Raw genomic sequence first — 26,626 nt, 5'->3', positions numbered from 1 at the left:
GCATCTGAGGATGCGGACTTCCCGAACAAGTTCGGGACTCCCGGACCGACCGCTACGGGCTGCCGAGGTGCGCAGCGACGAACATGACATCGCGCACATCCAGCACACCGTCTGGCGCCATGTCCAGGTCGCCGTTGTACGGCGCACCGTTCCAGGCATCGCCCACGGCCTGCGCGACCGCGGCGATGTCGGCGGACGTGGTCTGGCCGTCTCCGGTGACGTCGCAACAACTTTGCAGCAAGATGGAGACCCAGGGTGTCTCGCCCAGGTTGCGGTAGGGCGCGGCCAGGTCGGGATAGCCATCCTCGTTCCAGTCTCCCGCGCTGACGGCGCCTGGCTGCGTTCCCGTGGTAAAGGTCTGCGGGCTGCGCAGCGTGCCATCGCCGTTGCCCAGGTAAACCGCCACGTTGTTGTTGCTCTGGTTGGCGACGACAATGTCCTGCTTGCCATCCATGTTCATATCGGCGAAGATCACGTCGCGGGGAAAGCTGCCGGTGGTATAGATCGCAGCGCCGGCGAAGGCGCCGGCGCCGGTGCCCAGGTTGATGAGCAACCGGCTGCCGTAGATCTCGATAGAGGCCAGGTCGAGCGTGCTGTCCCCGTTCAAATCCCCGGCGGCCACGGCCTCGGTCAGAAAATTGCTGCCGGCGGCGCTGCCCGCGCTGAACGTTCCATCGCCTGCGCCCAGGAAGGTCTGCACCCCGTTGTAGTGCGACACCGCCAGGTCAAGGTGATTGTCGCCGTCGAAATCGCCCATCGCCAGGTCGGTGGCCTGCATATTCGCCCAATTGGGCATGTGTGACGGTGCGCCGAATGTCCCCTGGGCCGTGCCGGTGATGACCGACAAACCGAAGAGCACGTTGTTGGCGACGGCCAGATCGGGGTAGGTGTCCTCGTTGAAGTCGCCGATGACCACCGCGACGGGGAAACGGCCGGCCGTGGTGGTATCGAGCAGTGAAAAGGTGCCGTCGCCGTTGCCGGCGTGGATCTGGACCAGCGTGCTGTCATGGCCGCCTTGGGTGAGCACCAGGTCGGGCACGTTGTCACTGTTCAGATAGCCGGCCGCCAGACCCCAGGCGGTAATGCCCGGTCTGAACGGCTGATTGTCGCCAAAATTGCCGGCGCCATTGCCCAGCAGCACCGTTAGATTCTCTTCGCCCAGGTAGGACGTGACCGCCAGGTCCAGGTGTCCATCACCGTCGAAGTCTTGCGCGACGATGCGCTTTGGCTCTGAGCCGGCCATCTCATACGCTACCTGTGGGCGAAAGCGCACCCGAGTGGCCGCGGCCAGCGTTGAACCGGCCAGCATGATCGCCAGCACAACCGCCACCGGCAACGAAGCTTGTCTCAGACGACGCATCTGCCCGGGTAGGGCGGCCATGCGCTTACGTATATTGCTGTTCATCGTTCCTCCTGACGTGGAGCGCCATCAACCGGCGTGGTTGTGTCGCGCCCGCTCTCGCCGGCGGGCCATTTCGCTGGGGTAGCACAGGCCGAGGGTAGCCGCATGCGCACGCGCCCATTGGGAGAGCGCGGTAGGCCCTTGCCGGTTGCATCATAACATCGAAACCGACAGGCGTCAATGAATTTGGGGCGCCGGCTTGCCCTCGGCTATAATGCTACGACTGCCGAGCCGGTGCGTGGGCACGGCGTCGCGGTGAGGGAAATGAGCGCCCGCGCCAGATGAAGGGTCGCCAGATGAGGGTTCGCCAGATGAAGAGTCGTCAGATGAAAGTTAGCCAGATGAAGAGTCCCCGGATGGGATCGGGGCTTTGCAGCCCAGGGCTGACCGGCATCGTGGCCGTCTGCCTGCTGCTTGGCTCGTGCGCACGCCCCGTGGCTGAACGGCCGCCCGCGCTGGTGGTTTTTGCCGCCGCGTCGCTGACCGAAGCCTTCGACGACATCGGCGCCGCGTTCGCAGCGCAGCATCCCGGCGTTCGAGTTGTCTTCAACTTTGGCGGCTCGCAGAACCTGCGCACCCAATTGGAGCAGGGCGCAGCTGCGGATGTCTTCGCCGCGGCCAACCTGGCCGAGATGGACAAAGCCGTGGCGACCTCTCTGGTGACATCCGGCAGCGTGCGTATCTTCATGACCAACCAACTGGTGGTCATCGTGCCGGCCGCCAATCCGGCGCAGATACACAGCCTGACCGACCTGACGCGGCCGGGGTTGAAGCTGGTGCTGGCCGCGCCGGAGGTGCCCGCAGGCCAGTATGCGCGCGTGCTGCTGCGTAACCTCGACGCCATCTTCGGCGCGGGCTATGAGGCGCAGGTCCTGGCGAACTTGGTGTCCAACGAAGATAACGTGCGCCAGGCGCTGGCCAAAGTGCAGCTGGGTGAAGCCGACGCCGCCATCGTCTATGCCTCGGACGCGGTGGCCGCGCCCACCTTGCGCACGCTGGCGATTCCAGCCTCAGCCAACGTCGTGGCGCGCTATCCTATCGCCGTCCTCAGCGCGGCCGCGCAACCCGACCTGGCGACCGCGTTTGTGCAGATGGTGCTGGCGCCGGACGGTCAGGCGATCCTCAGGAAGTGGGGGTTTACGCCGGTTGATTGACGACACCTGCCCGCAGCCGCGGCCACGCCGTTCGGCGGCGCAACCATGATGCCTCACGGCCGCAGCGCGTGGTTGTTCATCCTGCCGGCCGCGGCGTTGGTGGGCCTGCTGCTCCTGCCGCTGTTGGCCCTTGTGGGCCGGGCCTTGATGGACGATTTTCTGGGCTATGTGCTGGCGCCCTCGGCCCTGGCTGCCCTGCGCCTGAGTCTGTTCACCAGCACGATCAGCGTGGCGGTCGCGGTGGCCACCGGCACCCCACTGGCCTATCTCCTGGCGCGCTGGCGTTTTCGGGGGCGGCCCTGGCTCGATCTGTTGCTTGATCTGCCGGTGGTGCTGCCGCCCTCGGTGGCCGGCCTGTCGCTGCTGATTGCTTTTGGCCGTCAGGGGACCTTTGGCGCCGCGCTCAGCGCCCTGGGGATCAGCCTGCCGTTCACCACCGCGGCGGTTGTGCTGGCGCAGACCTTCGTCTCCGCACCGCTCTACGTGCGCGCGGCGCGCATCGGCTTCAGTTCCATTGATGTGCAGCTCGAAGAATCGGCCTTTGTCGAAGGGGCCAGCCAATGGCAATTGTTCCGCTTCGTGATGCTGCCCCTGAGCGGACGCGCCTTGCTCGGAGGCGCCATTCTCTGCTGGACCCGCGCCCTGGGCGAATTTGGCGCCACCATCCTGTTTGCCGGCAACCTGGAAGGGCGCACCCAAACCATGCCCCTGGCTATCTACCTGGGTCTGGAGCGCAGCCTCGGCGTGGCCCTTGCCCTCTCCGTGATGCTGCTCGCTGTCTCCCTGGCCCTGCTCGCCATCCTGCGACGGATGGATGAGAGATGAGCACGAAGGCACGAAGGGGTACGAAGGCGCGAAGCACGAAGGCACGAAGGCGCGAAGGGCGCAAATCGAAAACCGAAAATCGGAGATTGGAGACATGACAAGTATAGAACTTATCGCCGAATTACGCAGCCATGCGAACCCGGCTGCTGTGGCGGGGATGGCGCAGTTCGGCATCAATCCGCATGACACGCTGGGCGTTTCGATCCCGGTGGTGCGCGAACTGGCCAAGCGGGCGGGCCGCGATCATGCGCTGGCGGCCGCGCTGTGGGAATCGGGCATCCATGAGGCGCGTGTTCTGGCCGCGCTCGTGGATGATCCGCGCTGGGTGACCGAGGAGCAGATGGAACGCTGGGTCACTGCGTTCGATTCCTGGGATGTGTGCGACCAGGTGTGCAGCAACCTGTTCGACCGCACGCCCTTCGCCTGGGGCAAAACCGTCGCCTGGAGCAGCCGGCCGGAGGAGTTCGTCAAGCGCGCCGGCTTTGTGCTCATGGCCGCGTTGGCCGTGCATGACAAACGCGCATCTGACCAGCAATTCGAGGCATTGTTGCCCATCATCGCCCGTGAGGCCGACGATGCGCGCAATTTTGTCAGGAAGGCGGTCAACTGGGCGCTGCGTGGCATCGGCAAGCGCAACCGTGCCCTGAATACCCTCGCCATCGCGACGGCGCAGACCATTGGGGCCATGCCAGACAAAACCGCGCGCTGGGTGGCCGCTGACGCCCTGCGCGAATTGACCAGCGACGCCGTACAAGCGCGCTTGCGTTGAGAATGGAGGCATCCTTGAGCCAGTTGCGCATTGCGCTCCTCTTTCATTTCAATCAGAATCTCAATCAGTTCAGCCACCTGGCCAGCCAGGTCTGCTACCGGGGGCTGCTGCACGTGCTGCGCCGTCATGCGCGCCTGCCCTTTGCCATTCACATCTCCGGCAGTCTCGTTCATGCCCTGCAGTGGTTCGACCCGGAGCCGCTGCAACTGCTGGCTGATGGCATCAACGCCGGACAGTTCACGCTGTTGGGCAGCACTTACGCCCAAAACGTCCCGTATGCCAGCGATGACTGGGACAACCTGCTGCAGATGACCCTGCACCGCGAGGTTCTGCAGCGCAACTTTGGCGTCAGCCCGACCCTCTTTTGGAACTCCGAGCGCTGCTGGCGCCAGAACCTGGCGCCTGTCCTCGCGGCCGGCGGTTACACCCACACCCTGATCGAGGGCGATTTTCTACGCCAGGCTGGCTGTCCCCAACCCCATGCCGTTTGGCAAACCGGGCAGGATGGGCACAGCATCACCCTCTTCAACGACGACCAACCGCTGAAGGACGCCATCAACTACGCCATCTGGACTGGCCGCACGACCCGCGCCCTCGCCTACCTGCGCGCCCTGGCCGACCAACCTGATCGCGACGCCTACTACGTCTGGTATGCCGAAGATGCCGAAGCCGTTGGCCTCTGGGGCTACAGCGACGGCGTCCTGCCGCAATCGGCCTGGGCCAATCTCGATCGCCTGCTCACCGAGCTGGAGCAGCAGCCGTGGCTGGCTATCACTGCGCCAGCGCACGCACCGGCGCCCCAGGGTTATTTGCCCACCGTGCCCGACGGGCAGGCCAGTTGGATGGTGGCCTCACTGCGCGCCACCGGCAAGCCGTATCACGAGGACGGCTTTCGTGATTGGTTTGATTTCAACGCCCGTTCGCCCAAACTGGCCTACTTCCGCCAGTTCTATGCGCAGATTCGGGCGCGCCTGCAAGCCAGCCAGGTCGCTCCGCCGGCCAACGCGGCCGCCGTGCGCCTCATCGCCCAGGCGCACCTGGCGCTGGCCACCCATCAGTTCGAGTTTGGCTGCATTGGCATCGGTGAGCCGGGCGACCGGCAGTGGGAAATGGCCCGCGCCGCGCTGGTCTGCCTGCGTGCGGCCGAGCTGGCTGCCACGGCTCTGCTGCCATCCCCGGCGCAGGAGCAGACGCTGGCTGCCGCACCTGCGCCCGCCGCGGACAGCCCGTTTGCTTGGCGCGACGCCCGGCGCCAGCAGTTGGCTCTCGCGGCCGACGCGGCGCCCGCCCTGGAGAGCAGGCTGTGGTGTGAAGATGTCAATGCCGATGGCGCGGAAGAGATCTGCCTGGCCAGCGGCCGTGTCTTTACCGTGCTGACCGCCCTGGGCGGGCGTCTCCTCTACGCGTTCGACCTGCAGGAGGGCGTGTCGTGGGTGGGCAACGAAAACGCCATGTCGCCCGCCCGTTTCAGCCATGACGGCGCCTACCCGGTCGTGACCCGCACCTGGCCCCGGCGCTGGCTGCCGACGACTGTGGATGCGAATGTCAGCGGCTTCGTGGCGCAGGCTGCCAACCCGCGGGCGTTGTGGGATCGCTTCTTGCCCAATGACTGGTGGGCCGGCGAACCGGAGACCCTGCCGGCCTATTTCGCTCCGCTCCTCGCTGCCGCGGAGCCTGCCGAGTGGCAACCGCTGGCCGGCCAGACGCGTGCCCTGGCCGATTACTTGTGGGTGGATGACCAGCTCGTGCTGCAGCCCGGCCAAAACGTGGCGTGGGAGGTGCAGATGAGCGACCGCTCTGTGACATTTTCCCAGGCGCTCGGCCTGCCTTCATTACCGCCTGCGCTGGCGCTCAGCAAACAAATCAGCCTGTACCAGGATGGCCTGGAGGTCGTCTACCGCCTGCACCACACCGGCGCGGCGCCGACCTCCGTGCGCCTGGTGATCGAAAATGAGTTGTGCCCGGCCAGCGTTGATCTGTTGGACGCCGGTCGCGCCGCGGTCACCTACTGGCAGGCCGGCGGATTCCCGCAGGCCGACGCGGACGCGGCCACCCGCGGCGTGTTGAATCGGGCCGCCAACTACCTGGTGGTGTTCCAGGCACAGCCTGCGCCTGACGACGTGTCCGGCGCCGATGGCCTTTTTGCCCTGACCCTGGCGCCGCAGTTCTCGTGGAGCCTGGCGCCTGGCGAGCACGCCGTCCTGGGTTTGCGCTGGCGTGCCCTGAGAATCGGCGCCTAAGCAGCGGCTGATGACCAACACGAAAGACGTCAAAGACGCAAGCGCCACCTTGAAGCACCCTTGCGCCCTGGCGTCCCTGCGTTGAGATGAATCGCGTCCACGCTGCTGTGGCTTTACCAGGAAAGGCCGCGGCGGTTTCTGTAAGGTAGTTGTAAAGCACATCTGGCAAAACTTGTGCTATCATTCCCGCATTCGGAAACGGTCACTTGAACCAGGGAAGAAGAGGGAGTGAATTACATGATTTGCACGCAGAATCGGCAGCAGCAGGGGATCGTTCGTGTCGCGGCCGCGTTGGTCACACTCGCCAGCCTGGGCATCATGCTGGTGGCGACGCTGGCCTGGGCGACTCCCGCGGCGGCTGCCACCGGCGGTCAGGTCATGGGCACCGTCTGGGTAGACAACAACGGCGACGGTGTGCGCAACAGCGATGAAACCCAAGCCCTGGCCCATGTCACCGTTGCGTTGACCGACAACAACGGCACCCTGGCTGGCATGGTGACTACCGATGAGCAGGGCCGCTATGTGGCGGGCGGGCTGCTCCCAGGCCTCTACCAGGTGTCAGCGCAGAGCACCACGACTCTGCTGACCAGCACCCCGGAGCAGCGCTGGGTCGGCATCCGCGAGTCACAGACCACGGCCGTCGTAGATTTTGGTTTTGTGACGCCCACCACCCAGGCGCTCGTCAGCTTCAGCGTGACGGTTGGCGCCCCGTTCGTCGAGATCATGTGGCGCACGGGCAATGAGAACGAAGTGCAAAACTTCAATATCTACCGCAGCGCGCCCGACGGCTCTGACTTCGTTCTGTTGACGGCCCAACCGCTGGCGCCCCACGGTGTTCTCACCGTCTACTCCTGGTATGATGTGACCGCAACGCCCGGCAACCACGTTTACTGGCTGGAGTTCAATTATGCTGAAGGCCCCGTGCTTTTTGGGCCTCGCATCGCCACCGTCAGCACCCCAAGCCAACATCTCTTTCTCCCGCGGATTGTTCGCTGATTCACTCGGTCGCCCGCTGCGGTCGCGATGCAGCGAGCGAGCGAGCGAGTGGCTCAGCGCCTCATTGAGCAGTCACAGCGCCCAACATACGAAAAGTCCCGACTCCTAGCCTGGAGTCGGGACTTTTCTCGTTTGTGGCAATGCTTGTGCATCGTACTGTAGCTTCACTTTCGTTCATGGTATCTTCGCTCCTTCTGATCCATATCGCGTGCGCTCAGGATCAGCGCTGTATGGGCTTGCTTGTGAACGATGTTGCCAGCGCCTGATCATCCAGGAATTCAACAGGAGGTTTATCGCGGCCAAGCTCCCACAGCAGTGAGTAGAACCAGACGCCGCTCTCACCAATCGTAAAGCTCGCCGGACTCCAAAACGGACGAATCTCTGTTCGATATTCTCCCTGTTCATCCAGGATTTGAAATTCTGCGGCCTCCTCCCTTAATTCGGGGTCATAATAAGCCGGCCACCCCCAAGCCATGCCCCTATATTCTTGCCCTTCGACGTGCAATCGTTCAGCCAACAGACGGACTTCGATTAGATCGGGCGTCGAGACAGGCGCAATAACTGTCTGGTTGTCGCCGTTATGATGAATTGCTGCCTTAATATGAATCGTGTTCATCGTTTGTTCAGCTCTTTTTGCCAGGTTGCCACAATCAAGGAACGTTTTTCCTCAACGAGCCGTTCGACTTCGTTGAGTTCGTGTTTTCGGTAGCCTTGGTTCCAGGCCAACGCCAGAGGTTCTATCCAGAATTTCGCCTCGTTTCGTCCATTGCGCACATGGACGTGGATTGGTTCATTCAGGTCGAACATCACAAAGAAGAAAACATAACCCTTATAGCGAAAAATCACAGGCACGGGACGCACCTCGAATCGAACTTTTACCCACACTAATCACAGCTATGAGCCCATTCAATGCGATGGGGAACACCACCGCACGTCTTTAGCGAAAGAAAAATGTCACGGCCCGCGACAGGCGCAATCTCGTCCAACCACAAGTTGACCAGCGCCTCTGGCAAGAGGGCACGTTTACGCGCTTCGGTTTCAATCCGAAAGAAGAGATCTGGATCCAACGTTACGCGCGGCCGGCGCGTCGCCCTCACCGTGAACTCTACCTCATGCGTCTGGTCCCAGTAGTCGGCTAGACTGTGCGTATCCCAAAACTCAGCAATCTCCTCTAGCGTTTCGGCCTCGGAAATGCTTGTGCGTCGTACTGTAGCTTTACTTTCGTTCATGGTATCTTCGCTCCTTCTGATCCATATCGCGTGCGCTCAGGATTAGCGCTGTATGAGATCGCTTGTGAACAAAGAAGACGATTAGATAACGTCCCGCATCGGTTTGTCCCGCTGCGGTATAGACATCGTCACCTGACCTATGGATACTGTTATCATACCGCACAGGAGAATATCTGCCAACTATGGTTATTGCCGTTTACGCCCTTGGTTTGGCGGCTATCGAGCCAACGCTACGCGTGTACAGGAATTCCGGATCCAAGTCCAGTCCATTTTCCCATTCTACGGTATCAAAAGAGACACTGACCTGCTTGAAAATTTCGATGTTCTTTAGTTCCGCAAACCGGCCAACGTCCAGGTACGGCGTCATGTCGAACAACCGGCGCTCCTTATTGTCGAATGTCAATACCAGTTTGTAATCGTTTGTTGCATGAACTTCGGCAACTCCAGCGTACATAGTACAGACTCCAAGAACCCTCTACGCCGCGTGTTTGATCGCCTCGACCGTCGCGGGGTTCTCCAGCGATGACAGGTCGCCGGGGTCGTGACCCAGGTAGGCGGCGCGGATGACGCGGTGCATGACTTTGGCGTTGCGCGTCTTGGGCAGCGCGCTGACGAACTTGATCGCCTTGGGCTGCAGGGCCTTGCCCATCTCCGCAATCACCATCGTTTGCAGCGCCTGGCGCAGAGCTTCACTGGGTTCCTGTTCCGGGCGCAACACGCAGAAGCAGACCACCTCCTGGCCCTTGATCTCGTGCGGCACGCCGATGACGGCCGCCTCGATCACGGCCGGGTGGCGAATCAGGACCGATTCGATCTCGGCCGGCCCCAGGCGCTTGCCCGCGACTTTGATCGTGTCGTCCGAACGTCCCAGGATGTACCACAGGCCGTCCTCATCAATCGCGGCCCAGTCGCCATGCACCCACACGTCCGGGAAGCGCGACCAGTAGGTGTCCAGGTAACGCTGCGGATCGCGCCAGAAGCCGCGCGTCATGCCGATCCAGGGCTGGCGCACGACCAGTTCGCCCACCTGGTTGCGCACGGAGCGGCCGTGGTCATCCACCACATCGGCCGCCATGCCCGGCGCCGGCCCCGTAAACGCACAGGGCTTCAGCGGGCCTAACACATGACCCATGACAATGCCGCCGGAGATTTCGGTGCCGCCGGAGTAGTTGATGATCGGTTTGCGGCCCTCCAGCACGGTGTTGAAGAACCACAGCCACGATTCCGGGTCCCAGGGTGAACCGGTGGAGCCGGCCAGGCGCAGGGTGGAGAGGTCGTGCTGCTGAACCGGCGCCGCGCCGTGCGGTCGCAGGGCGCGGATGAGCGTGGGCGAGACGCCGAGCGCGGTGACGCCATGCTGGCTGACCAGCGCCCAGGTGCGATCCACGCCGGGAAAATCGGGCGCGCCGTCGTAGAGCAGCATGGTGGCGCCCAGGAGCAGCGTGCCAAAGACCAGCCACGGCCCCATCATCCAGCCCATGTCCGACATCCAGTAGACGGTGTCATCGTCATGCACGTCCAGACCGAAGGCCATGTCCTGCGCAGCTTTGATGGGAAAGCCACAGTGCGTATGCACCGCGCCCTTGGGCCGCCCGGTGGTGCCGGAGGTGTAGATCAGGATGGCCACGTCTTCGGCGCGGGTGCGCTCTGTCTCGGCCCGCTGTGGTTGACCGGCCACCACGTCGGCCCACCAGTGATCGCGGCCGGCCGTCCAGGGAATCTCGTGCTGCGCCCGGTTGACCACAATCACGTGCTGCACGCTCGGAACGTGCTGGAGCGCCTCATCGGCCACGGGCTTCAGCGGCACCACGCGGCCGCGGCGCAAAAAGCCGTCGGCCGTGAACAGCGCCTTCGCCTCGCCGTCGGCCAGGCGGTTGGCCACCGCGCCTGCACCATAGCCGGAGAAGAGCGGCAGAATGACGCCGCCGATCTTGGCAATCGCGAGCAGGGCAATCACCACTTCGGGAATCATGGGCAGGAAGAGGCCAATGGCATCACCTTTACCCAGGCCCAACGCACGCAGCCCCGCGGCCATGCGGTTGACCTCACGATAGAGGTCGCCGTAGGTCAGCACGCGCACCTGGCCTTCCTCGCCTTCCCAGCGCAGCGCGGCGCGGTTGACCGTGGCGGTGCCTTGCCATTTATCCAGGCAGTTGTGAACGATGTTCATCATGCCGTCTACGCACCACACCGGCCACTGGATGCCGCGGCTCGTATCCACGATCTGACGGTAGGGCACGTCGAACTCGATGCCCAATTCGGCCAGCACTGCTTCCCAGAACCAGCCGATGTCGTCGGTCGAGCGCCGGTGCAATTCTTCTACCGAGCGCAGGCCGTGCCGGTTCATGAACTGCTGCAGCCGGCTGCGCGCCACCACCTCAGCCGATGGCCGCCAGACAATCTCCCCCCCGCCCACAAACGAAAATTCATCAGGCATACCGATCTCCGATCACAAAATCCGCTTTCCCAATAACGAACAGACCAACTCCACCGCCAGTTCCGCGGTCTTGTTGCCGTGATCCAGGATCGGGTTGATTTCAACCACGTCAACGGCGGCCACGCGGCCGGACTCGGCGAGCAGTTCCATCAGAAGGTGGGCTTCGCGGTAGCTGAGGCCGCCGGGCACCGGGGTCCCCACGCCGGGCGCGAAGTCCGGGTCGAGCGCGTCCATGTCCAGGCTGATGTGCAGGCGCGGGAAGGCGGCCAGGCGGTCGAGCACGCGGCGGGCGATGCGCGCCATGCCTTGTTCGTCAATCTCGCGCATCGTGAAGACCGTGATGCCACTCTGCTTGAGCTGCCGCCGCTCCTCGAGATCCAGGTCACGCACGCCGATCATGACGATCTGCGCTGGCTTGAGTTGGCTGCGGCGCCCGATCTCGGTCAGGCTGGCTGCGCCGCGGCCCAGGAGCGCGGCCACCGGCATCCCGTGGATATTGCCGCTGGGCGTGGTCTCCGGCGTGTTGAAATCGGCGTGTGCGTCAATCCAGAGCAGGCCCATCGTTCCCACGCTGCCGGTGCCGGCGACGGTTCCGAGGGCGATCGAATGATCTCCGCCCAGGAAAATCGGTGTATCCGGCCCGGCCGCCAGGGCGGCCGCGCGTGTGTACAACTCCTGCGTCACCTGCTCGATGGCCGGCAGATGGCGCAGGCCGTTGACGCCGGTGATCGTCTCGGTGGAGGCTTCGGGCACCGGCACATTGATGTTGCCCTCATCGGTCACCTCGTAGCCCAGGTGCTCCAGGTGCGCCTGCATGCCGGCATAGCGCAGCGCGCTCGGCCCCATGTCCACCCCGCGGCGCTGCTGGCCCAAATCCATGGGTACGCCGATGATGCGCACACCGCGCCCCCCCGCAGTCTCAGGTTGCTGACGCAAAGCCCACCACCTGGGGATCGCCCCACACGGCCCAATTCCAACGCGCATCGCCCAGGCCGTCGGTCACCAGTTGCACGGTGACCTCGCGGCCGGCCAGCGATGGCAGCACGACCTCCACGGGATCCCAGCGGCAGGACGCTTTGAGCGTGCTCCACAGTTTGTGCCCATTGATGACCAGCCGGAAAGCGACCGGGTTGTTGTCCGAAATCAAGGCGCCGTCACGCACACCGACGCTGCCGCGGAAGTGCAACCGCTCCACGGCCATGGGTACCGTGAACTGATACTCGACCACGGCCGCGCCTGCCACGGGCGGGTGCTCCCAAATGGCCGGGCGCAGCTCGCCGCCGCTGGAGGCCGGCCCTATCTTGATCTCCATGCCGGCCGGAGCCTGTGTGGAGGCCTGGCGGGCGCTGGCGAACTGTTCCACCAGGTCGAAGCGCCAGACTACCTGCGGCTGGCTGCCGTCCAGCTCCTCCAGCGTCGGCGAACGCCACTGCTCCTCCTGCCATTTCAGGAAGCTGACGAATTCGGACAAGCGCACCAAGCTTTCTTCGTTCAAATCACTGATGCGCCGCGTGATCTCGGCCAGAATCTCGGCAAACCCATCCAGTTCGTCACCTGTTGACATGACGTATCCCTCTTATTTCAGCACGTCGTTCAGCGTCGGGCTGCCGATCTCTTGCAGTTCGTAGCCCACGCGCTGGGTGGGGCGGTTGATGCGCATCACGCGGCTCAGGTCAATGGGCGTGGCGATAATGACCAGGTCGCACGGGGTATTGTTGATCGTCTCTTCCAGGTCGGCGATCTGGGCATCGCCGTAGCCCATGGCGGGTAGCACGGCGCCGGTGCGCGGATATTTGGCGTAGGTATCGGCGATCGTGCGCACGGCATAGGGGCGCGGATCAATGATCTTGGCTGCGCCGAAGCGCCGCGCCGCCACCACCCCGGCGCCGTAAGCCATCTCGCCATGCGTCAGCGTTGGCCCATCTTCCACCACCAGCACCGCCTGCCCGCGGATGGCCGCAGGATCGCTGACCGTAATCGGTGAAGCCGCTTCGATCATGATCGCCTTCGGGTTGACGCTGCGCACGTTGTCGCGCACGCGGCTGATCGCGTCCAGGTCGGCCGTGTCAACCTTGTTGATCACCACCACGTCGGCCATGCGCAGATTCGCCTCGCCGGGGTGATAGGCCAGCTCATGACCGGCGCGGTGCGGATCGGCCACCACAATGAACAGGTCCGGCTTGTAGAAGGGAAAATCGTTGTTACCGCCGTCCCACACCACCACGTCCGCCTCTTCTTCGGCCGCGCGCAGGATACGCTCATAATCCACGCCTGCGTAGACCACAACCCCGCGATCGAGGTGCGGCTCGTACTCCTCACGCTCCTCGATCGTACACTGATGATCGTCCAGGTCCTGATAGGAGGCAAAACGCTGACACGCCTGTTTGACCAGGTCGCCATACGGCATGGGATGACGCACGGCCGCCACTTTTTTGCCCTGGCTGCGCAGGATGTCGCACACGCGGCGGGTGGTTTGGCTCTTGCCTGCCCCGGTGCGCACCGCGCCGATGGCGATGACCGGCTTGCGTGCGGTCAGCATGGTGGCGTGCGGTCCCAGCAGGCGAAAATCGGCGCCGACGGCCAGCACCTGCGACGCCTTGTGCATCACATACGCGTGCGCCACGTCGCTGTAGGCAAAGATCACCTGGTCAACCGCCAACTGGGCAATCAGGGGGGTCAGGTCGGATTCAGGGTAGATTGGGATGCCATGGGGATAAAGCGGGCCGGCCAGCGCGGCAGGGTAGCGGCGGTCTTCGATATTGGGGATCTGCGTGGCGGTGAATGCGACGACTTCGTAATCGTCGCGCCCGCGAAAGTAAACATTGAAATTATGGAAGTCGCGCCCAGCGGCGCCCATGATCAGAACTCGTTGCTTCGCCATTGAATGTTGGTCCTTTCCGGTGGACGGTTCCGAGTCGGTGCTGCTTTGCATCTCTCGACAACGGTCGTGCCGACTCACGTCATATCAGGGTTTTTTGCCTTTGCGCTCAGCGACGACCACGCCCTTGTTGACGATGCTGCCGAGCACACCGTTGATAAAGCGTGAACTGCTGTCACTGCCGAAATCTTTGGCTAATTCGATCGCCTCGTTGATGACGACCTTGACCGGCGCGTCGCCGGTGATCATCATTTCACACAGGGCCATGCGCAGGAGATTGCGGTCAATGACCGCCACTTGGTCTAACGGCCATTCGGGTGCGTGCTGTTGAATAATGGCATCCAGTTTGACCTGATTTTGCAGCACGGCAAAGAAGAGGCGTCGCGTGAACGACTCTCTCTCGACATCCGGCGGCTCCTCGGCCAGGCGGTTGTCAATGACTTGCTGTGGGTCGTGATGGACGCTGTCCGTTTCATAGAGTGCCTGGAGCACCATGGTCCGGGCCTGCCGGCGGGCTGCTTTCACGCTGTTAGTTCCTCTGTTGTTCTTGACCCGCCGCCTCAGCGACGGTGTGTACGAGGCTCTGTGGCGGTTTCTTGAGCGCCGCTGCTGCCCAGGTCAACAGCATCAATATGGACGTTGACCTCGCGCGCGGTCATATCCACCATCGTTTGCAGTGCGCGCGTGATCTCGCTCTGCAGGGTTTCGGCCAGCTCGCGCATGTTGGTCTGGCCTGATACCACCAGGTACACATCTACGCCTACGCTGTGGTCCTGGGCGATCTCGATGCGCAGGCCCTTGGCGCTGGCGCTGCGCGTCTTTCCGCTGCCGGCACGCCGGGCGATGTTGCGGCTGGACAGACGTACCACGCCCGGTTGACTGAGAACCGTTTGGCGCACGATGCTCAGGAGCACCGCGGGTACGATCGTCACATGGCCCAGGTGTCCGCTGTCGTTGCTGGCGCCGTATTCGCTGGTGACAATCTCAGTGGGTTCTGGTTCTTGTTTCATAAGCACCTTGTTCCGCGTCCGCCTCAAGCATCGTTGGGGCAAACCCCTACTGCATGACCAGGCCGCCATCCACGCTGAGCACCTGGCCGGTGATGAAGCTGGCGCCGCTGGAGGCGAGAAAGGCCACCGCTTCGGCGATGTCTTCAGCGGTGCCCAGGCGTCCTAGCGGCGTCGCGGCGATGGTCTGCTGCCGCGCCTCTGCGGGCAGCACGTCGGTGAGCGCGGTGGGGATGAAGCCGGGCGCCACGGCGTTGACCGTGACGTTGCGCGAACCCACCTCCTTGGCCAGGCTCTTCGTGAAACCGATGATGCCTGCCTTCGACGCGGCGTAGTTGGTCTGACCGGCGGCGCCGGCCAGGCCCACCACCGAGGTGATGTTGATGATGCGGCCGGACCGCTGCTTCAGCATGGGGCGCAGCACCGCTTTGGCGCAATTGTACGCGCTCTTCAGATTGGTGGTGATGACCGTGTCCCAGTCGGCTTCCTTCATCATCATGATCAGATTGTCGCGCGTCGTGCCGGCGTTGTTCACCAGGATGTCGACGCGGCCATAGGCGCCGATGGTTGCCTTGACCAGGGCGGCCGCTTCAGTGGTGTTGCTCACATCGGCCTGCACCACCAGGGCCTCGCCGCCGGCCGCACTGATTTCAGCCTGCAGCGCTTCTGCTGTGTCGGCGCTGGCGCGGTGGTTGATGACCACTTTGGCGCCGCGCGCGGCCAACAGCCGGGCCACGGCCGCGCCAATACCGCGTGAGGCGCCGGTCACGATGGCAACTTGACCGTCAAGCGAGTTCATAGCGTGCCTTTCTTTTGGTTATGAGTTCACACGAGTGTGCGCATCTGCTCGATGCCTGCCGGATCGCTGACACTGAGTGTGCCCACGTCCTTGACAATGCGTTTCACCAGCCCGGTCAACACGTTGCCCGCGCCGATCTCGATGAACAAGTCAACGCCTGCGGCGGCCATCATGCGCACCGAATCCTCCCAGCGCACACCGGCCGTCAGTTGCCCCACAAGCTCGCGGCGAATCTCATTCACGCTGGTCAACGGCAGGGCGGTGATATTGCTGACCACGGGCACGCGCGGGGGCTTGAGGGGGGTGGACATGATCGCCCGGCCCATTTCCTCGGCGGCCGGCGTCATCAGCGACGAATGGGCGGCGATGCTGATGGGCAGGCGCATGGTCTTGCGCGCGCCATAGGTCCTGGCAATCTGTAGGGCCAGCGTCAGGGAGGCTTCGTCGCCGGAGATGACCACCTGGCCGGGGCTGTTGTAGTTGGCGACCTGGAGCACGCCGCCCGTTTGCCCGCGCACGTCCGCGCAGACGGCGTCCACCGTGTCGGCATCCAGGGCAATGATCGCGGCCATACCGCCCGGGGCCGTCTCATCGGCTGCGTCCATCAGCTTGCCACGCAGGCGCACCAGGGACACGGCATCGGCAAAACTGAGCACGTCCGCGGCCACCAGCGCGCTGTATTCGCCCAGGCTGTGCCCGGCGACGAAACGGGCCGGCGGCGCCTGACCGAGCGCAGCCGCGACCGCGCGCCATGCGGCGACACTGGTCACCAGTAGGGCCGGTTGGGTGTTGATGGTATGGTTGAGCGCCTCAGCGGGGCCATCGAAGCAGAGCGACGACAGGGCGAAACCCAGAATCTCGTCTGCTTCGGCGAAGGTGGCGGCGGCTACGGCATGGGCGGCGGCCAGAGCCTGCCCCATTCCGACAGCCTGTGATCCCTGACCAGGGAAGATGTAGGCAAGGTGTGGCATAGTCGGTTGTCAAGCGATCGCTACGAAAGATGAAGGACGAATCTACGCTGCCAGGAGCTACGCTTCGTCCTTCATCTGCTTCATCTACTGTATCTACTTCTACTTCTACTTCATCTACAGGTTGCAGCGACTTGCAGTCGTCCGGTTCACTTACGCAGACGGCTTCTTCTTGTCCTTCGCTTCCTGCTTGACGACTTCCACGCCCTTGTAAAAACCACAACTGGGGCAAACCTGGTGTGCCAGGCGGGGCGTCTTGCAATGGGGGCACTCGATCAATTGGGGCAGGGTCAGGGCGTCATGCGCGCGGCGGCGATGAGTGCGGCCGTGTGAAAACCGATGTTTCGTTAATGGTGGCATTGGTTGACAATCTCCTCTTTACTTTTTTGATGTCTTTTTTAACAGGTGACTCAAGTCCGCCCAGCGCGGGTCTTCTATTTCCGTTTGGCACTCGCAAGGGCCTTCGTTGAGATCTTTTCCACAGGTCGGGCACAGTCCCCGGCAGTCTGGCTGGCACAAGACCGCCGGTGCGGCCGTCAACAGCAAATCCTGGCGGATGATTTCACCCAGGTCCAGGATGTGATGCGCATTGATGAGCAAGGCCGCATCTTCCTCGGCTGCCGTCGGCAGCGGTGTCCCGGTCAAAACATCCACCGTGGACTTGAACTCCTCTTCCATTTCGAAGTCAGTCGCAAGGGCCAGCGGCTTCAGGCAGCGTTTGCACTCGGTGGCCACAGTTGTTTGCAGCGTGCCCGTGGCCAGCACTCCGCCGGGAATGTGCAAGAGCTGAACACGTCCCGAGACAGGGGCAACCAGCGGTAATTCCGCCAGCAGCTCCTGTACATCCTCTTCCAACTCATACCGCCGCGTCGCACCAACCGGTTCTTTGAGAAGCTGTGCCACATTGAATTTTAGATCCATCGCACACCTTTTCGACCGCGGGGGACGCCATCACTTCCTCTGCTGATCGGCAGGAACACATCACCGGCTGCCAATCAGCATGACATTATAGGCGAGAGTGCGCCGGTCGTCAAGAAAAGTGGGCACACCTGCCGGAGATGAAAACGCTTCGTCGTCACGAATTCATTCGTTCGGGCCGCTGTCCGGCTTGAGCACGGCAATCCCGTTGCGCACCTCGGTCAGCATGTGCTCCAGGTGCTCACCCAGGTTTTGCAGCGAGTGGATGGCATAATCATCGGCGTCGTGGTGCAACTGCGCCACCTGTTGCTCGGCGTCCTGCACCACGGCCGCGGCCCGCTGCTGCGCCGCTTGCATGATGCCATGCTCGGCGACCAGTTCCAGCGCCCGCTCACGCGCACGCGTCACGATGCGCTCGGACTCCTCTTTGGCCTGGGCCAGGACGCGCTCACGCTCTTGCACCGTGCGTTGGGCCTGTTTGACCACCTCTGGCACCGTCATGCGCATCTGATCAATCAGCCGGATGCAGTCGGCCTCGCTCACCAACAGCCGGCTGGTCAGGGGGACGCGCCAACTGTTGTGCAGCATGCTCTCGAACTGGTCTACGAGCTGCAGAATTTCCATGCCAATCTCCACCTCTCCGATCTCTATCTCTTGACTCCGATGCAGCGGGCGATGTCATCGGGGCGAGAGACGCCAACTTTCCCCGAGTTTGCATCTCTACTGCAAGCGGGAATAGACTTCACTTTTCCGCCTAAGGGGTCAGGCGCAATTCGTGCCCGCTTGCAGTATCTCATGTGGCGGCTTTCTGCTGCAGCGCTGCTTCGACGTGAGGGGGCACCAGATCGCTCACCGGCCCGTTGAGCAAGGCCACTTCCTTGAGAATGGTCGAGCTGAGGAACAGGTATTCCAGGCTGCTCATCAGGCCGACGGTCTCCACGCCGGGCGCCAATTTCTTGTTGGTCAAGGCCAGTTGGAACTCGAATTCGAAGTCAGAAATGGCGCGCAGGCCGCGCACCACCACGCTGGCGCCGATCTGGCCGGCAAAATCCACCGTCAAGCTGCTGTACAACTGCACCGTGACATTGGGTAGATGGGCCAGCGCCAGGCGTGCCATCTGCGCGCGTTCATCGGCGCTGAATAACAGACGCTTGGCGGGGCGGTCGTACAGGCCAACGATGACGTGCTCGAACAGGCCGGCCGCCCGTGTCGCAATGTCAATGTGCCCGTTGTGAATCGGATCAAAGGTGCCGGGATAGAGGGCAATGGTCATGGTGCTAACTCACATCTCCTTGATCGCGCCAAAAGTGGTCAAGCCGTGTGGCAAGGCCGCGCTGTTCCGGTTGGCTGAGGGTCGCGTCAAGCTCCAGCAGTTGCTGCGCTTCGCTGCGTGCCATGTCCAGCAGGCGCACATCACCCAGGCTGGCCATGTGCAGACTGGGTAGGCCGCTCTGGCGTGTCCCCAGGAAATCGCCGGGGCCGCGCAGTTGCAGATCAATCTCGGCCAGCTTGAAGCCATCCTGCGTCTGCACCATGGCCCGCAGCCGTTCATCTTCTGTCTGATCGGTACGCTCGACGAGCAGCAGGCAGAAGGAGGCAAACTCACCGCGGCCGACGCGCCCGCGGAACTGGTGCAACTGGGCCAGGCCAAAGTGATTGGCGCCTTCCACCAACATGACGGTTGCATTGGGTACGTCAATGCCAACCTCTACCACCGAGGTGGAGACCAGCACTTGCGTTTCGTTGCGCGCAAAGGCCTGCATTACTGTTTCCTTCTCGTCGCCCCTCATGCGGCCATGCAGCAGGCCCAACGACAGCCGCGGGAAGACCTCGCGCTGCAGGCGTTCATGCTCGGCGACCGCCGCCCGCGCCTCCGTCTGTTCCGATTCCTCAACCAACGGGCAGATGATGTAAACTTGGCGGCCCTGGGCCACCTGGGACTGCACGAAGCCGTATGCGCGCTCGCGTTCGTCCGGATGAATCACATAGGTCTTGATCGGCTGGCGACCGGGCGGCAGCTCGTCAATAATAGACAGGTCAAGATCGCCATAAACGGTCAGCGCCAACGAGCGCGGGATGGGGGTCGCGCTCATCACCAGCAGGTGGGGTGTCAGCGGCTGCTCCTGGGCGCGTCCCGCTTGTTTGAGCGCGGCGCGCTGCTCCACGCCAAAGCGCTGCTGTTCATCTACCACAGCCAGTCCCAGGTTGGCAAAGGTGACGCCCTGCTGAATCAGTGCATGGGTGCCAACGACCACCTGGATTTCCCCGTTGGCCAGGCGGGCAACAACAGCCTCCTTGTCTGCATCCTTCAGGCTGCCGGTCAACAGCGCCAGCGACGGCGCTTCCAGGCCCTGTTCGGTCAGCCGTGCAAACAGGCGCGTGAGGCCGGCAAAGTGTTGCTCGGCCAGAATTTCCGTTGGCGCCATCAGCGCGGCCTGCCTCTGATTTTGCGCGGCAACCCACATGGCGATGGCGGCCACCACCGTCTTGCCAGAGCCAACATCGCCTTGCAGCAGGCGGCTCATCGGGCGCATGTCCTGCATGTCCTTCAGAATTTCGCCCAGGGCGCGCTGCTGCGCAGCCGTCAGGGTGAAGGGCAGGCAGGCCTGGAAACGCGCCAGGTCTGGCTCAGTGACGACCAGGCGCGACGCCGGTTGTCCGCGCCACAGGTTGCGGCGACGCAGCGCTCCGATCTGGATCATGAACAGCTCGTCGAAGGCCAACCGCCGGCGGGCCTGCTCCAGTTGCTCGGCGCTGTCAGGGAAGTGGACCTGGGCCAGGGCTTTGGCCAGTGACATCAGCCGGGTGGAGGCCAGGATCCGGTCGGGCAGGAAGTCGGTGATGTGACTGGCCCAGGCATCCACCACCTGCTTGATCCGCTGCCGCAGCCAGCGTTGGCTCAGGTCTTTGGTCAGCGGATACATGGGCACCAGGCGGGCCGTATGCACCAGTTCTTGATCCAGCGGCTCCCACTGGGGGCTGTTCATCACCAGCCGCCCCATGTAGAGGTCGGTTTTGCCGCTGAGGGCCAGCACGCGACCGGGCTTGACCTGATTCTTCACGTAAGGATTGAACCAGGTCACCTGAATCGTGCCGCTGGCATCGGCCACAATGGCCTGGATGACATGGCGGCCGTTGAACTGGGAGCGCTCCTGCACCTCCCAGACGGTGCCCAGAATGGTCACCTCTTCGCCGCGGGTCAGCGAGGCAATGGGTTTGAGGTGACTGTAGTCAACGTAGCGATGGGGAAAGTGCCAGAGCAAATCCTCGACCGTGGCAATGTGCAGGCGCTCCAACAGCTCGGCGTAATGAGGGCCGATGCTGGGCAAACTGGTGACCGGCGCCTGCAAGCCCAGGTTGAATTCGCCCGTGGAGAGGCCGCGCGCGCGGCGCGCCGGTGGGCGGCGCTCAGGGACCGGGCGCGGCGGGGCGGCGGGGCGCTCAGGCTGGCTGAATTTGGCCGGCGGCCCCCCAGGCTTCGTGCCGACCGGAACTTGTTTCTGTCCCCCCTTGCCGCCGGCCGCGGGTCGTGCGGGCGGTGGGACCGGCTTCCTGGCGGCCGCGGGTTGGGCCCGCGGCGGGGCAGGCGGCGCGGCCTTGTCCGGGCCGCGTGGTGGCCTGACTGGGGATTGAGTCTGCGCCGGCGCCGGTTTTTCTTTTGGCGCGGGCGGCTGCGCAGGCTGAGGTTGCTGGCGCATCTCCGGGCGCGGCGGTTGCACCTTGCCGCCGGTTTCCTGGGCGGTGGCCGGGCGCGGCGGTTGCACCTTGCCGCCGGTTTCCTGGGCGGTGGCCGGGCGCGGCGGTTGCACCTTGCCGCCGGTTTCCTGGGCGGTAGCCGGGCGCGGCGGCTGCACCTTGCCGCCGGTTTCCTGGGCGGTGGCCGGGCGCGGCGGTTGCACCTTGCCGCCGGTTTCCTGGGCGGTGGCCGGCCGCGGGCTGACCGGTTGGGCAGTGATTGGCGGGGACGCGGGCAGGCCCATGCGCAGCACGATGTCGTTTAGCACACGCGCGCGCGCCTCCGGGTCCGGCATGGTCGGATACCCGGTGAGCAGGGAGACGATCTCCGCAATCAGCGGCGCGCCGTTGGGAATCTCCTGGCGTGCATCCTGTTCCCAGCGCGCGGCAAACTTGTCGAGACCGCCGATGACGGCCTTGTTGCGATAGCCCTGGCGTTTTTCTAACGCCAGAATCTTGCCCAGGCGCTCGAACGCACCTGGTAGCTCCGACTTGCTTGTCATGCTAAATCTGACCTTCGTAGACAATCACACCGATGGCGCTTGGCCCCAGATGACAGGCCAGCGAGGGACTGTAGGTGTAGACAGGGATTTCCCGATTGGGCAATTGATCGTGTAGATGCTTGAGCAGGGTCTCTGCCTCCGGGTTGAAACCATGCTGGAGGATTGCCATCTTGTGGATGGTCGAGAACTCGCTGATGAACTCGGCCAGCTTTTCGGCTGCACGCTCGCGCGTATGCACCTTTTCCGCCGGCAAAAGCTCCCCGTCCTCCACGGTCAACAAAGGCTTGATGCCCAGCATGGTTCCCAGGAGGGCCTGGGCTTTGCTGATCTGCCGGCTGCGCTCCAGATAGCCGAGTGTTTCCACAAAGAAGGCGCCGTACAGATGCGGCACCATGCCGCGTACCAGGCGCACCACTTCATCGAGTCGCGTGCCGGCGGCGGCCGCTTCGGCTGCGGCTTCAACCAGGATGCCAAGACCAAAAGAGACCATCTGCGAATCGAGGATCGTGATCCGGCAACGGCCCAGCAGGTTGGCGGCCGCGGCACGCGCGACGCCACAGGTGTCGTTGATGCGCGCTGACAGGTGCAGCGATAGAATCTGATCCGTTTCGCGGTGCAAGCGCGTGTAGAGGTCGGCCATTTCTTGCTGCGGCGGCGGCAAGTCAACCGGCAGGGTATTGCTGCGCTCCAGGCGCGAGAAGTAATTTTGCGCCGTGACGTCCACACCTTCACGGCTGATCCGTTTGCCCTGTTGGATGCGCAGAGGAACCACATGGATACCCAGGCGCTCGACAACTCCGGGCGTGAGTTGGGCGTTGCTGTCGGTGACAATTTTTACCATAGACACAGGAACGACTCCAGGCAGCGATTATTCGGCCGAAAGGATGTAATGATAGTGCGGCTGTCCGCCGTTGACCAGTTCGATGGTCTGGTCAGGATAGGTGACGCGCAGAACAGCCTGCAGCGCCGTCGCCTCGGCTGCGGTCACCGGCTGACCGTGGTAGATCGTGATGATCTCGCGGGTTTCTGCCTGCATTTGGCGCAGCAACTCCAGGGCGACTTCCTGCACCTGGTGGCCATGGGCGGTGAGCACGTCGTTGAGCAGGCCGATGACTTCACCGGCTGCGACCCGGATGTCATCGAAGGTGGCGCTGCGCACAGCCACCGTGATTTCACCCGTGTCAATCGCGGCCAGGGCGCGGGTCATGGCCGCGAGGTTGTTTGCGACGCTGTCCGCGGGCTGAAAGGCAATGAGCGCGCTGATGCCCTGCGGAATGGTTTTGCTTGGGACAACATGCACGCGCTTGTGCGCCAGGCTGCTGGCCTGCTGTGCCGCCATCACGATGTTGCTGTTGTTCGGCAGGATGATGACATCCTCGGCTGCGCTTGCCTCCACCGCGGCCAGCAGCTCTTGCGTGCTCGGATTCATCGTCTGGCCCCCGGCCACGACCTGGCTGGCGCCCAGGCTCTGGAAGACCTGCTGCAGACCCACACCCGGCGCCACCACGATCGTGGCAATGCTGGCGGCGGGCAGCGGCTGCGCATCGGTGTGAGCCGGATTGCGGCCGGCCAACGGTCCGTCACCGCTGCCCTCGCCATGCACAAACTCCTGAAACTGGGCATCCATGTTTTCGACAATGATGCGGCTCATATGACCGACGCTGACGCCGTAGTTGAGGGCAGCGCCCGGCTCACCGGCATGCAGGTGAACCTTGACCGCAGTCCGGTCGCCCACCACCAGCACCGATTCACCCATGCCCGTAATCACACGGCGAATCTCATCCACGTCCAGGTTGCTGCCTTGCAGGATGAACTGAATGTCGAAGCCGTACTCGCCCTCCAGCGCGTCGGCTTGACCGGCAAACGCGACCTGCCGGCTGCTGTCCTGTGTCACGCGTTCCCCTTCCAGGGCACGCGTCATGCCCTCCAGAAGATAAAAGAGGCCTTTGCCGCCGGCATCCACCACGCCGGCCTGCGCCAGAACGGCCAGCAGACTGGGGGTTTTGGCCACGGCCTCAGCCGCGGTGTGGGTGATGCGGCGAAAGACAAAGCGCAGGTCATGATCGAGCTGCGCGGCCTTCTCGGCTGCATCGGCCACCAGGCGGATGACCGTCAGGATGGTGCCTTCTACCGGCTTGACGACGCCTTTATAGGCTGTGTCGGATGCCAGCCGCAGGGCATGCGCCAGTTGGTTGGCGTTGCAGGTGGTGTTTTGTTCCAGGCCCCGCGCCATGCCGCGCAAAATTTGCGACAGGATCACACCGGAATTGCCGCGCGCGCCCATCAGGGCGCCGTGGGACGCGGCCTGCATGATCTTGCCGAGGTGGCCGCCATCCACCTTGACGATTTCCTCCCAGGTTGATTGCATGGTGAGCAGCATGTTGGTGCCGGTATCGCCATCGGGCACCGGGAAGACATTGAGCGCGTTGACACTTTCGTGGTGCTGCGCCAACCACGCGTAACCGGCTTCGAACAACTGACGAAAATCGGCCCCATCCATGCTGGCCACATCTGCCCCCGGAGGGTACTTGTCGGCCAGCCGGGGCGCAGGTTGGCTCTGTGGTAAAGATGTTCCTGTCAAACCTGGAATCTCCTGTCTGTCACGCGTGCTTCTCTCACGCCGAGTGGTCGCCGCCGTTCATGCGCAGGCCTTGCACATGGACATTGACCTCTTGCACCGGCAGCCCCAGGGTCTGTTCCAGGGTAAATTTAACGCGATTCATCACGCTTTGGGCTACCTCGGAGATGCGGGTGCCGTATTGGACGATGATGTAGAGGTCAATCGTGATACGATCGTCGTCCATATGCACGGCCACGCCGCGGCGCGCGCGCTCACCTTGCAGCATCTCGCTGATGCCGTCAATCAAGTTGCGGCTGGCCATGCCCACCACGCCGTACGACTCCAAGACCGCTTCGCTGGCAAGGGTGGCAATGGCCGTCGGTGAAATCTCGATGCGTCCTCGTTTGGTTTCTTCCATGATTTCTCTCATTCGCCTTATCCTGGTTTCCGAACCTGGTTTCTCCACGTGCATACCGCGCCTACTGACCCTTTTGGCGAAAAAGCCATCGTGTGGTAAGATGACCCTCAGTGAACGGCACGACTTTGGGCCAACTGCCCTGCAACTTTGCGGGGCGTTTATTTTGCCCGACAGTCAGGCGCAAGAATCAGAGTGCGACGGCTTCTCGCTGCAAGAGCATAGGTGAAACCGGCGCCACGTCCTTGGGGGGTTCGACATGGCAATGTGTGAAATGTGCGGCAAGAAGCCGCAGTTTGGTAACCGGGTGAGCTTTTCGGCCCGACACACTCGTCACATGTGGCGGGTCAATATCCAGCGCAAGACCATTATGGTGGATGGTCAATCACGCCGGGTTCGTGCATGCACCAAGTGCCTGAAGACGCTGCAGAAAAAGGCCTGATGCCTCAGCACTTTATTTAGCGAGCGATCAAGAACGCCAGCCGTTTAACCACGGTTGGCGTTTTTGTTTAGCCTGCCCCATCGCGTGACTGCACCTGCTGGCGCAACTGCCCACAACCGGCGTTGATGTCCACGCCGCGGCGCAGGCGCAGCGTGGACGAAATGCCAGCCTGCTGCAAGGTGTCGAGAAAGGCCTCGGTGTCAGCCTTGGTTGAAGGCTGATAGGCCGACCCGCGCACCGGGTTGAGCGGGATCAAATTGACATGACATAACATGCCTTTCGTGATCAGGGCCAGGCGCTGCGCATGCTCCTGCCTGTCGTTGATGCCGCGCATCAGCGCGTATTCGAAGCTCAGCCGGCGGTGGGTGCGCTCGGTATACGCACGACAGGCGGCCAGCAGCACGGCCAGCGGATAGCGCCTGTTGATGGGCACCAGCCTGTTGCGCAGCTCGTCGCTGGGGGCGTGCAGGCTGACGGCCAGGTTGACCTGCAACGACTCGCCGGCCATGCGTTCGATCATGGGCGCCAGGCCCACGGTTGACAGGGTGAAATGCCGAGCGCCCAGCCCAAAGCCCTGGGCGTCGGTCAGGGTATACAGGGCCTGCCACACTGCCCTGTAGTTGGCGAGCGGCTCGCCCATCCCCATCAGCACCACGTTGGTCACCTGCGCCGGCCGCATGATCGGCAGCGAATCGGTCCCGCCGGCCTCCGGGTCGCCCATCCAACGCGCAAAATAGAGCACCTGGGCGGCAATTTCACCCGCCGTGAGATTGCGCGCCAGCCCGGCCAGCCCGGTGGCGCAGAAGGTGCAGCCCATGGCGCAACCGGCCTGCGTGGAGATGCACAGCGTGCGCCGCCGGTCGTACAGCATCAGCACTGCTTCGACCGTCTGCCCATCGCGCAGTTGAAAGAGCACCTTGTGCGCCAGGAGATCGGCCGATGCCGTTTGGGCCACCGGCTTCAGCGGCTCGATGGTGGCATCCGTGGCTATGCGCGCCTGCAAGGTGCGCGGCAGGTTGGACATGGCGGCCGGATCGTTGGCCTGGCGTGCATAGAGCCAGTGCCAGAGCTGATCGGCCCGGAAAACCGGCTCACCCCAGGCCTGCACCTGCGTGCGCAACTGCTCTAATGTTAGATCGAGTAGACGAATCATGCTATCACGGTTGCCAAATCTGCTGGCAGATGGCGACTTTCCCTGGGCTACGCGTTTTTTGCCCGCGTCCAAACGCCAACGAGTATACCGCACGCCGAAAGGGAAGTCAAAAAGAGGTCGAATTTGTGTCTGGCTCGTTCAGGGGGTTGTCGCCGCGAGATGTGCGACCAGGAAGTCAACGATGGTCGCGTTGATC

At 63.2% G+C, this 26,626-nt stretch carries 28 protein-coding genes; 6 read left to right on the top strand and 22 right to left on the bottom strand.

Going from position 1 to position 26,626, the window contains the following annotated elements:
* Positions 1-52: 52 nt before the first annotated feature.
* Positions 53-1,405 carry a VCBS repeat-containing protein gene (locus IPM84_07255; protein MBK9092565.1) on the bottom strand — a complete coding sequence of 451 codons (1,353 nt, stop codon included), beginning with the start codon at positions 1,403-1,405 and terminating at the stop codon, positions 53-55.
* Positions 1,406-1,758: 353 nt separating this feature from the next.
* Between IPM84_07255 and modA the strand changes: the two genes are divergently transcribed.
* The 5 genes from modA to IPM84_07230 all read left to right on the top strand — a co-directional run bounded on the left by modA (position 1,759) and on the right by IPM84_07230 (position 7,386).
* Entirely contained in the window at positions 1,759-2,556 is a 798-nt protein-coding gene (gene modA, locus IPM84_07250) for a molybdate ABC transporter substrate-binding protein (GenBank protein MBK9092564.1), read from the top strand.
* A 45-nt stretch (positions 2,557-2,601) separates the two neighbouring features.
* The gene (gene modB, locus IPM84_07245) at positions 2,602-3,381 is read left to right on the top strand and encodes a molybdate ABC transporter permease subunit (GenBank protein MBK9092563.1); all 780 of its coding nucleotides are present in this window, start codon (positions 2,602-2,604) and stop codon (positions 3,379-3,381) included.
* A 94-nt stretch (positions 3,382-3,475) separates the two neighbouring features.
* Positions 3,476-4,150 (top strand): DNA alkylation repair protein, encoded by a 675-nt coding sequence (locus IPM84_07240; GenBank protein MBK9092562.1) that lies wholly within the window; start codon positions 3,476-3,478, stop codon positions 4,148-4,150.
* 14 nt (positions 4,151-4,164) lie between these two features.
* Entirely contained in the window at positions 4,165-6,390 is a 2,226-nt protein-coding gene (locus IPM84_07235; GenBank protein ID MBK9092561.1) for a hypothetical protein, read from the top strand.
* 237 nt (positions 6,391-6,627) lie between these two features.
* Positions 6,628-7,386, top strand: coding sequence for a hypothetical protein (locus IPM84_07230; protein ID MBK9092560.1), 759 nt, complete (start codon positions 6,628-6,630; stop codon positions 7,384-7,386).
* A gap of 220 nt (positions 7,387-7,606) precedes the next feature.
* On the opposite strand, the gene IPM84_07225 is transcribed toward IPM84_07230, so the two are convergent.
* From IPM84_07225 to IPM84_07130, 20 genes are all read right to left on the bottom strand, one after another.
* Positions 7,607-8,002, bottom strand: coding sequence for a hypothetical protein (locus IPM84_07225; GenBank protein ID MBK9092559.1), 396 nt, complete (start codon positions 8,000-8,002; stop codon positions 7,607-7,609).
* On the bottom strand, positions 7,999-8,238 hold the full coding sequence (locus tag IPM84_07220) for a DUF4160 domain-containing protein (GenBank protein MBK9092558.1): 240 nt from the start codon (positions 8,236-8,238) through the stop codon (positions 7,999-8,001). Before IPM84_07220 ends, IPM84_07225 begins: the two co-directional genes overlap by 4 nt.
* Before the next feature lie 32 nt (positions 8,239-8,270).
* Positions 8,271-8,615 (bottom strand): hypothetical protein, encoded by a 345-nt coding sequence (locus IPM84_07215; GenBank protein ID MBK9092557.1) that lies wholly within the window; start codon positions 8,613-8,615, stop codon positions 8,271-8,273.
* A gap of 196 nt (positions 8,616-8,811) precedes the next feature.
* Entirely contained in the window at positions 8,812-9,069 is a 258-nt protein-coding gene (locus IPM84_07210; GenBank protein MBK9092556.1) for a DUF2442 domain-containing protein, read from the bottom strand.
* Between the two features lie 21 nt (positions 9,070-9,090).
* Positions 9,091-10,962, bottom strand: coding sequence for an AMP-binding protein (locus IPM84_07205; GenBank protein ID MBK9092555.1), 1,872 nt, complete (start codon positions 10,960-10,962; stop codon positions 9,091-9,093).
* Between the two features lie 102 nt (positions 10,963-11,064).
* A complete protein-coding gene (rocF, locus tag IPM84_07200) occupies positions 11,065-12,036 on the bottom strand; it encodes an arginase (protein MBK9092554.1) in 972 nt (323 codons plus the stop codon).
* Positions 11,972-12,616: a hypothetical protein gene (locus IPM84_07195; GenBank protein ID MBK9092553.1), complete on the bottom strand. Its 645-nt coding sequence runs from the start codon at positions 12,614-12,616 to the stop codon at positions 11,972-11,974. Before IPM84_07195 ends, rocF begins: the two co-directional genes overlap by 65 nt.
* Before the next feature lie 12 nt (positions 12,617-12,628).
* Complete coding sequence (locus IPM84_07190) at positions 12,629-13,933, bottom strand: GTPase (protein MBK9092552.1); 1,305 nt, start codon at positions 13,931-13,933, stop codon at positions 12,629-12,631.
* 84 nt (positions 13,934-14,017) lie between these two features.
* A complete protein-coding gene (gene nusB / locus IPM84_07185) occupies positions 14,018-14,455 on the bottom strand; it encodes a transcription antitermination factor NusB (GenBank protein ID MBK9092551.1) in 438 nt (145 codons plus the stop codon).
* A 35-nt stretch (positions 14,456-14,490) separates the two neighbouring features.
* The gene (locus tag IPM84_07180; GenBank protein MBK9092550.1) at positions 14,491-14,940 is read right to left on the bottom strand and encodes an Asp23/Gls24 family envelope stress response protein; all 450 of its coding nucleotides are present in this window, start codon (positions 14,938-14,940) and stop codon (positions 14,491-14,493) included.
* Positions 14,941-14,986: 46 nt separating this feature from the next.
* A complete protein-coding gene (gene fabG / locus IPM84_07175; protein ID MBK9092549.1) occupies positions 14,987-15,736 on the bottom strand; it encodes a 3-oxoacyl-[acyl-carrier-protein] reductase in 750 nt (249 codons plus the stop codon).
* Between the two features lie 26 nt (positions 15,737-15,762).
* On the bottom strand, positions 15,763-16,707 hold the full coding sequence (fabD, locus tag IPM84_07170; protein MBK9092548.1) for an ACP S-malonyltransferase: 945 nt from the start codon (positions 16,705-16,707) through the stop codon (positions 15,763-15,765).
* Between the two features lie 150 nt (positions 16,708-16,857).
* Positions 16,858-17,064, bottom strand: coding sequence for a 50S ribosomal protein L32 (gene rpmF, locus IPM84_07165; GenBank protein MBK9092547.1), 207 nt, complete (start codon positions 17,062-17,064; stop codon positions 16,858-16,860).
* 18 nt (positions 17,065-17,082) lie between these two features.
* Complete coding sequence (locus tag IPM84_07160; protein MBK9092546.1) at positions 17,083-17,625, bottom strand: DUF177 domain-containing protein; 543 nt, start codon at positions 17,623-17,625, stop codon at positions 17,083-17,085.
* A 162-nt stretch (positions 17,626-17,787) separates the two neighbouring features.
* A complete protein-coding gene (locus IPM84_07155; GenBank protein ID MBK9092545.1) occupies positions 17,788-18,246 on the bottom strand; it encodes a hypothetical protein in 459 nt (152 codons plus the stop codon).
* 169 nt (positions 18,247-18,415) lie between these two features.
* A complete protein-coding gene (gene coaD / locus IPM84_07150; GenBank protein ID MBK9092544.1) occupies positions 18,416-18,895 on the bottom strand; it encodes a pantetheine-phosphate adenylyltransferase in 480 nt (159 codons plus the stop codon).
* Between the two features lie 4 nt (positions 18,896-18,899).
* Entirely contained in the window at positions 18,900-21,860 is a 2,961-nt protein-coding gene (recG, locus tag IPM84_07145; protein MBK9092543.1) for an ATP-dependent DNA helicase RecG, read from the bottom strand.
* Position 21,861: 1 nt separating this feature from the next.
* Positions 21,862-22,707, bottom strand: coding sequence for a DegV family protein (locus IPM84_07140; protein MBK9092542.1), 846 nt, complete (start codon positions 22,705-22,707; stop codon positions 21,862-21,864).
* A gap of 21 nt (positions 22,708-22,728) precedes the next feature.
* On the bottom strand, positions 22,729-24,441 hold the full coding sequence (locus IPM84_07135; protein ID MBK9092541.1) for a DAK2 domain-containing protein: 1,713 nt from the start codon (positions 24,439-24,441) through the stop codon (positions 22,729-22,731).
* A gap of 34 nt (positions 24,442-24,475) precedes the next feature.
* Positions 24,476-24,838, bottom strand: coding sequence for an Asp23/Gls24 family envelope stress response protein (locus IPM84_07130; GenBank protein ID MBK9092540.1), 363 nt, complete (start codon positions 24,836-24,838; stop codon positions 24,476-24,478).
* Positions 24,839-25,094: 256 nt separating this feature from the next.
* On the opposite strand from IPM84_07130, the gene IPM84_07125 reads away from it, so the two are divergent.
* Positions 25,095-25,277: a 50S ribosomal protein L28 gene (locus IPM84_07125; GenBank protein MBK9092539.1), complete on the top strand. Its 183-nt coding sequence runs from the start codon at positions 25,095-25,097 to the stop codon at positions 25,275-25,277.
* A gap of 67 nt (positions 25,278-25,344) precedes the next feature.
* Here IPM84_07125 and rlmN read toward each other — a convergent pair whose 3' ends face one another.
* The gene (gene rlmN / locus IPM84_07120) at positions 25,345-26,430 is read right to left on the bottom strand and encodes a 23S rRNA (adenine(2503)-C(2))-methyltransferase RlmN (protein MBK9092538.1); all 1,086 of its coding nucleotides are present in this window, start codon (positions 26,428-26,430) and stop codon (positions 25,345-25,347) included.
* Positions 26,431-26,626 lie beyond the last annotated feature (196 nt).

The organism is Candidatus Amarolinea dominans, from assembly GCA_016719785.1.
In the GTDB taxonomy this organism is placed as follows: Bacteria; Chloroflexota; Anaerolineae; order SSC4; family Amarolineaceae; genus Amarolinea; species Amarolinea dominans.
The sequence above is the reverse complement of the archived record's forward strand: the minus strand, read 5'-3'. Positions and strand labels throughout refer to the sequence as shown.

Excerpts from the sequence above, each read along its gene's own strand:
- IPM84_07160 (MBK9092546.1), bottom strand. The coding sequence starts at position 17,625 with ATGGATCTAAAATTCAATGTGGCACAGCTTCTCAAAGAACCGGTTGGT.
- IPM84_07255 (MBK9092565.1), bottom strand. The coding sequence starts at position 1,405 with ATGAACAGCAATATACGTAAGCGCATGGCCGCCCTACCCGGGCAGATG.
- IPM84_07225 (MBK9092559.1), bottom strand. The coding sequence starts at position 8,002 with ATGAACACGATTCATATTAAGGCAGCAATTCATCATAACGGCGACAAC.
- IPM84_07195 (MBK9092553.1), bottom strand. The coding sequence starts at position 12,616 with ATGTCAACAGGTGACGAACTGGATGGGTTTGCCGAGATTCTGGCCGAG.
- IPM84_07190 (MBK9092552.1), bottom strand. The coding sequence starts at position 13,933 with ATGGCGAAGCAACGAGTTCTGATCATGGGCGCCGCTGGGCGCGACTTC.
- IPM84_07125 (MBK9092539.1), top strand. The coding sequence starts at position 25,095 with ATGGCAATGTGTGAAATGTGCGGCAAGAAGCCGCAGTTTGGTAACCGG.
- IPM84_07210 (MBK9092556.1), bottom strand. The coding sequence starts at position 9,069 with ATGTACGCTGGAGTTGCCGAAGTTCATGCAACAAACGATTACAAACTG.
- coaD (MBK9092544.1), bottom strand. The coding sequence starts at position 18,895 with ATGACCATTGCCCTCTATCCCGGCACCTTTGATCCGATTCACAACGGG.
- IPM84_07205 (MBK9092555.1), bottom strand. The coding sequence starts at position 10,962 with ATGAACCGGCACGGCCTGCGCTCGGTAGAAGAATTGCACCGGCGCTCG.
- IPM84_07180 (MBK9092550.1), bottom strand. The coding sequence starts at position 14,940 with ATGAAACAAGAACCAGAACCCACTGAGATTGTCACCAGCGAATACGGC.
- recG (MBK9092543.1), bottom strand. The coding sequence starts at position 21,860 with ATGACAAGCAAGTCGGAGCTACCAGGTGCGTTCGAGCGCCTGGGCAAG.
- fabG (MBK9092549.1), bottom strand. The coding sequence starts at position 15,736 with ATGAACTCGCTTGACGGTCAAGTTGCCATCGTGACCGGCGCCTCACGC.
- modB (MBK9092563.1), top strand. The coding sequence starts at position 2,602 with ATGATGCCTCACGGCCGCAGCGCGTGGTTGTTCATCCTGCCGGCCGCG.
- fabD (MBK9092548.1), bottom strand. The coding sequence starts at position 16,707 with ATGCCACACCTTGCCTACATCTTCCCTGGTCAGGGATCACAGGCTGTC.
- IPM84_07230 (MBK9092560.1), top strand. The coding sequence starts at position 6,628 with ATGATTTGCACGCAGAATCGGCAGCAGCAGGGGATCGTTCGTGTCGCG.
- IPM84_07155 (MBK9092545.1), bottom strand. The coding sequence starts at position 18,246 with ATGGAAATTCTGCAGCTCGTAGACCAGTTCGAGAGCATGCTGCACAAC.
- rpmF (MBK9092547.1), bottom strand. The coding sequence starts at position 17,064 with ATGCCACCATTAACGAAACATCGGTTTTCACACGGCCGCACTCATCGC.
- rocF (MBK9092554.1), bottom strand. The coding sequence starts at position 12,036 with ATGCGCGTTGGAATTGGGCCGTGTGGGGCGATCCCCAGGTGGTGGGCT.
- modA (MBK9092564.1), top strand. The coding sequence starts at position 1,759 with ATGGGATCGGGGCTTTGCAGCCCAGGGCTGACCGGCATCGTGGCCGTC.
- IPM84_07240 (MBK9092562.1), top strand. The coding sequence starts at position 3,476 with ATGACAAGTATAGAACTTATCGCCGAATTACGCAGCCATGCGAACCCG.
- rlmN (MBK9092538.1), bottom strand. The coding sequence starts at position 26,430 with ATGATTCGTCTACTCGATCTAACATTAGAGCAGTTGCGCACGCAGGTG.
- IPM84_07215 (MBK9092557.1), bottom strand. The coding sequence starts at position 8,615 with ATGAACGAAAGTAAAGCTACAGTACGACGCACAAGCATTTCCGAGGCC.
- IPM84_07130 (MBK9092540.1), bottom strand. The coding sequence starts at position 24,838 with ATGGAAGAAACCAAACGAGGACGCATCGAGATTTCACCGACGGCCATT.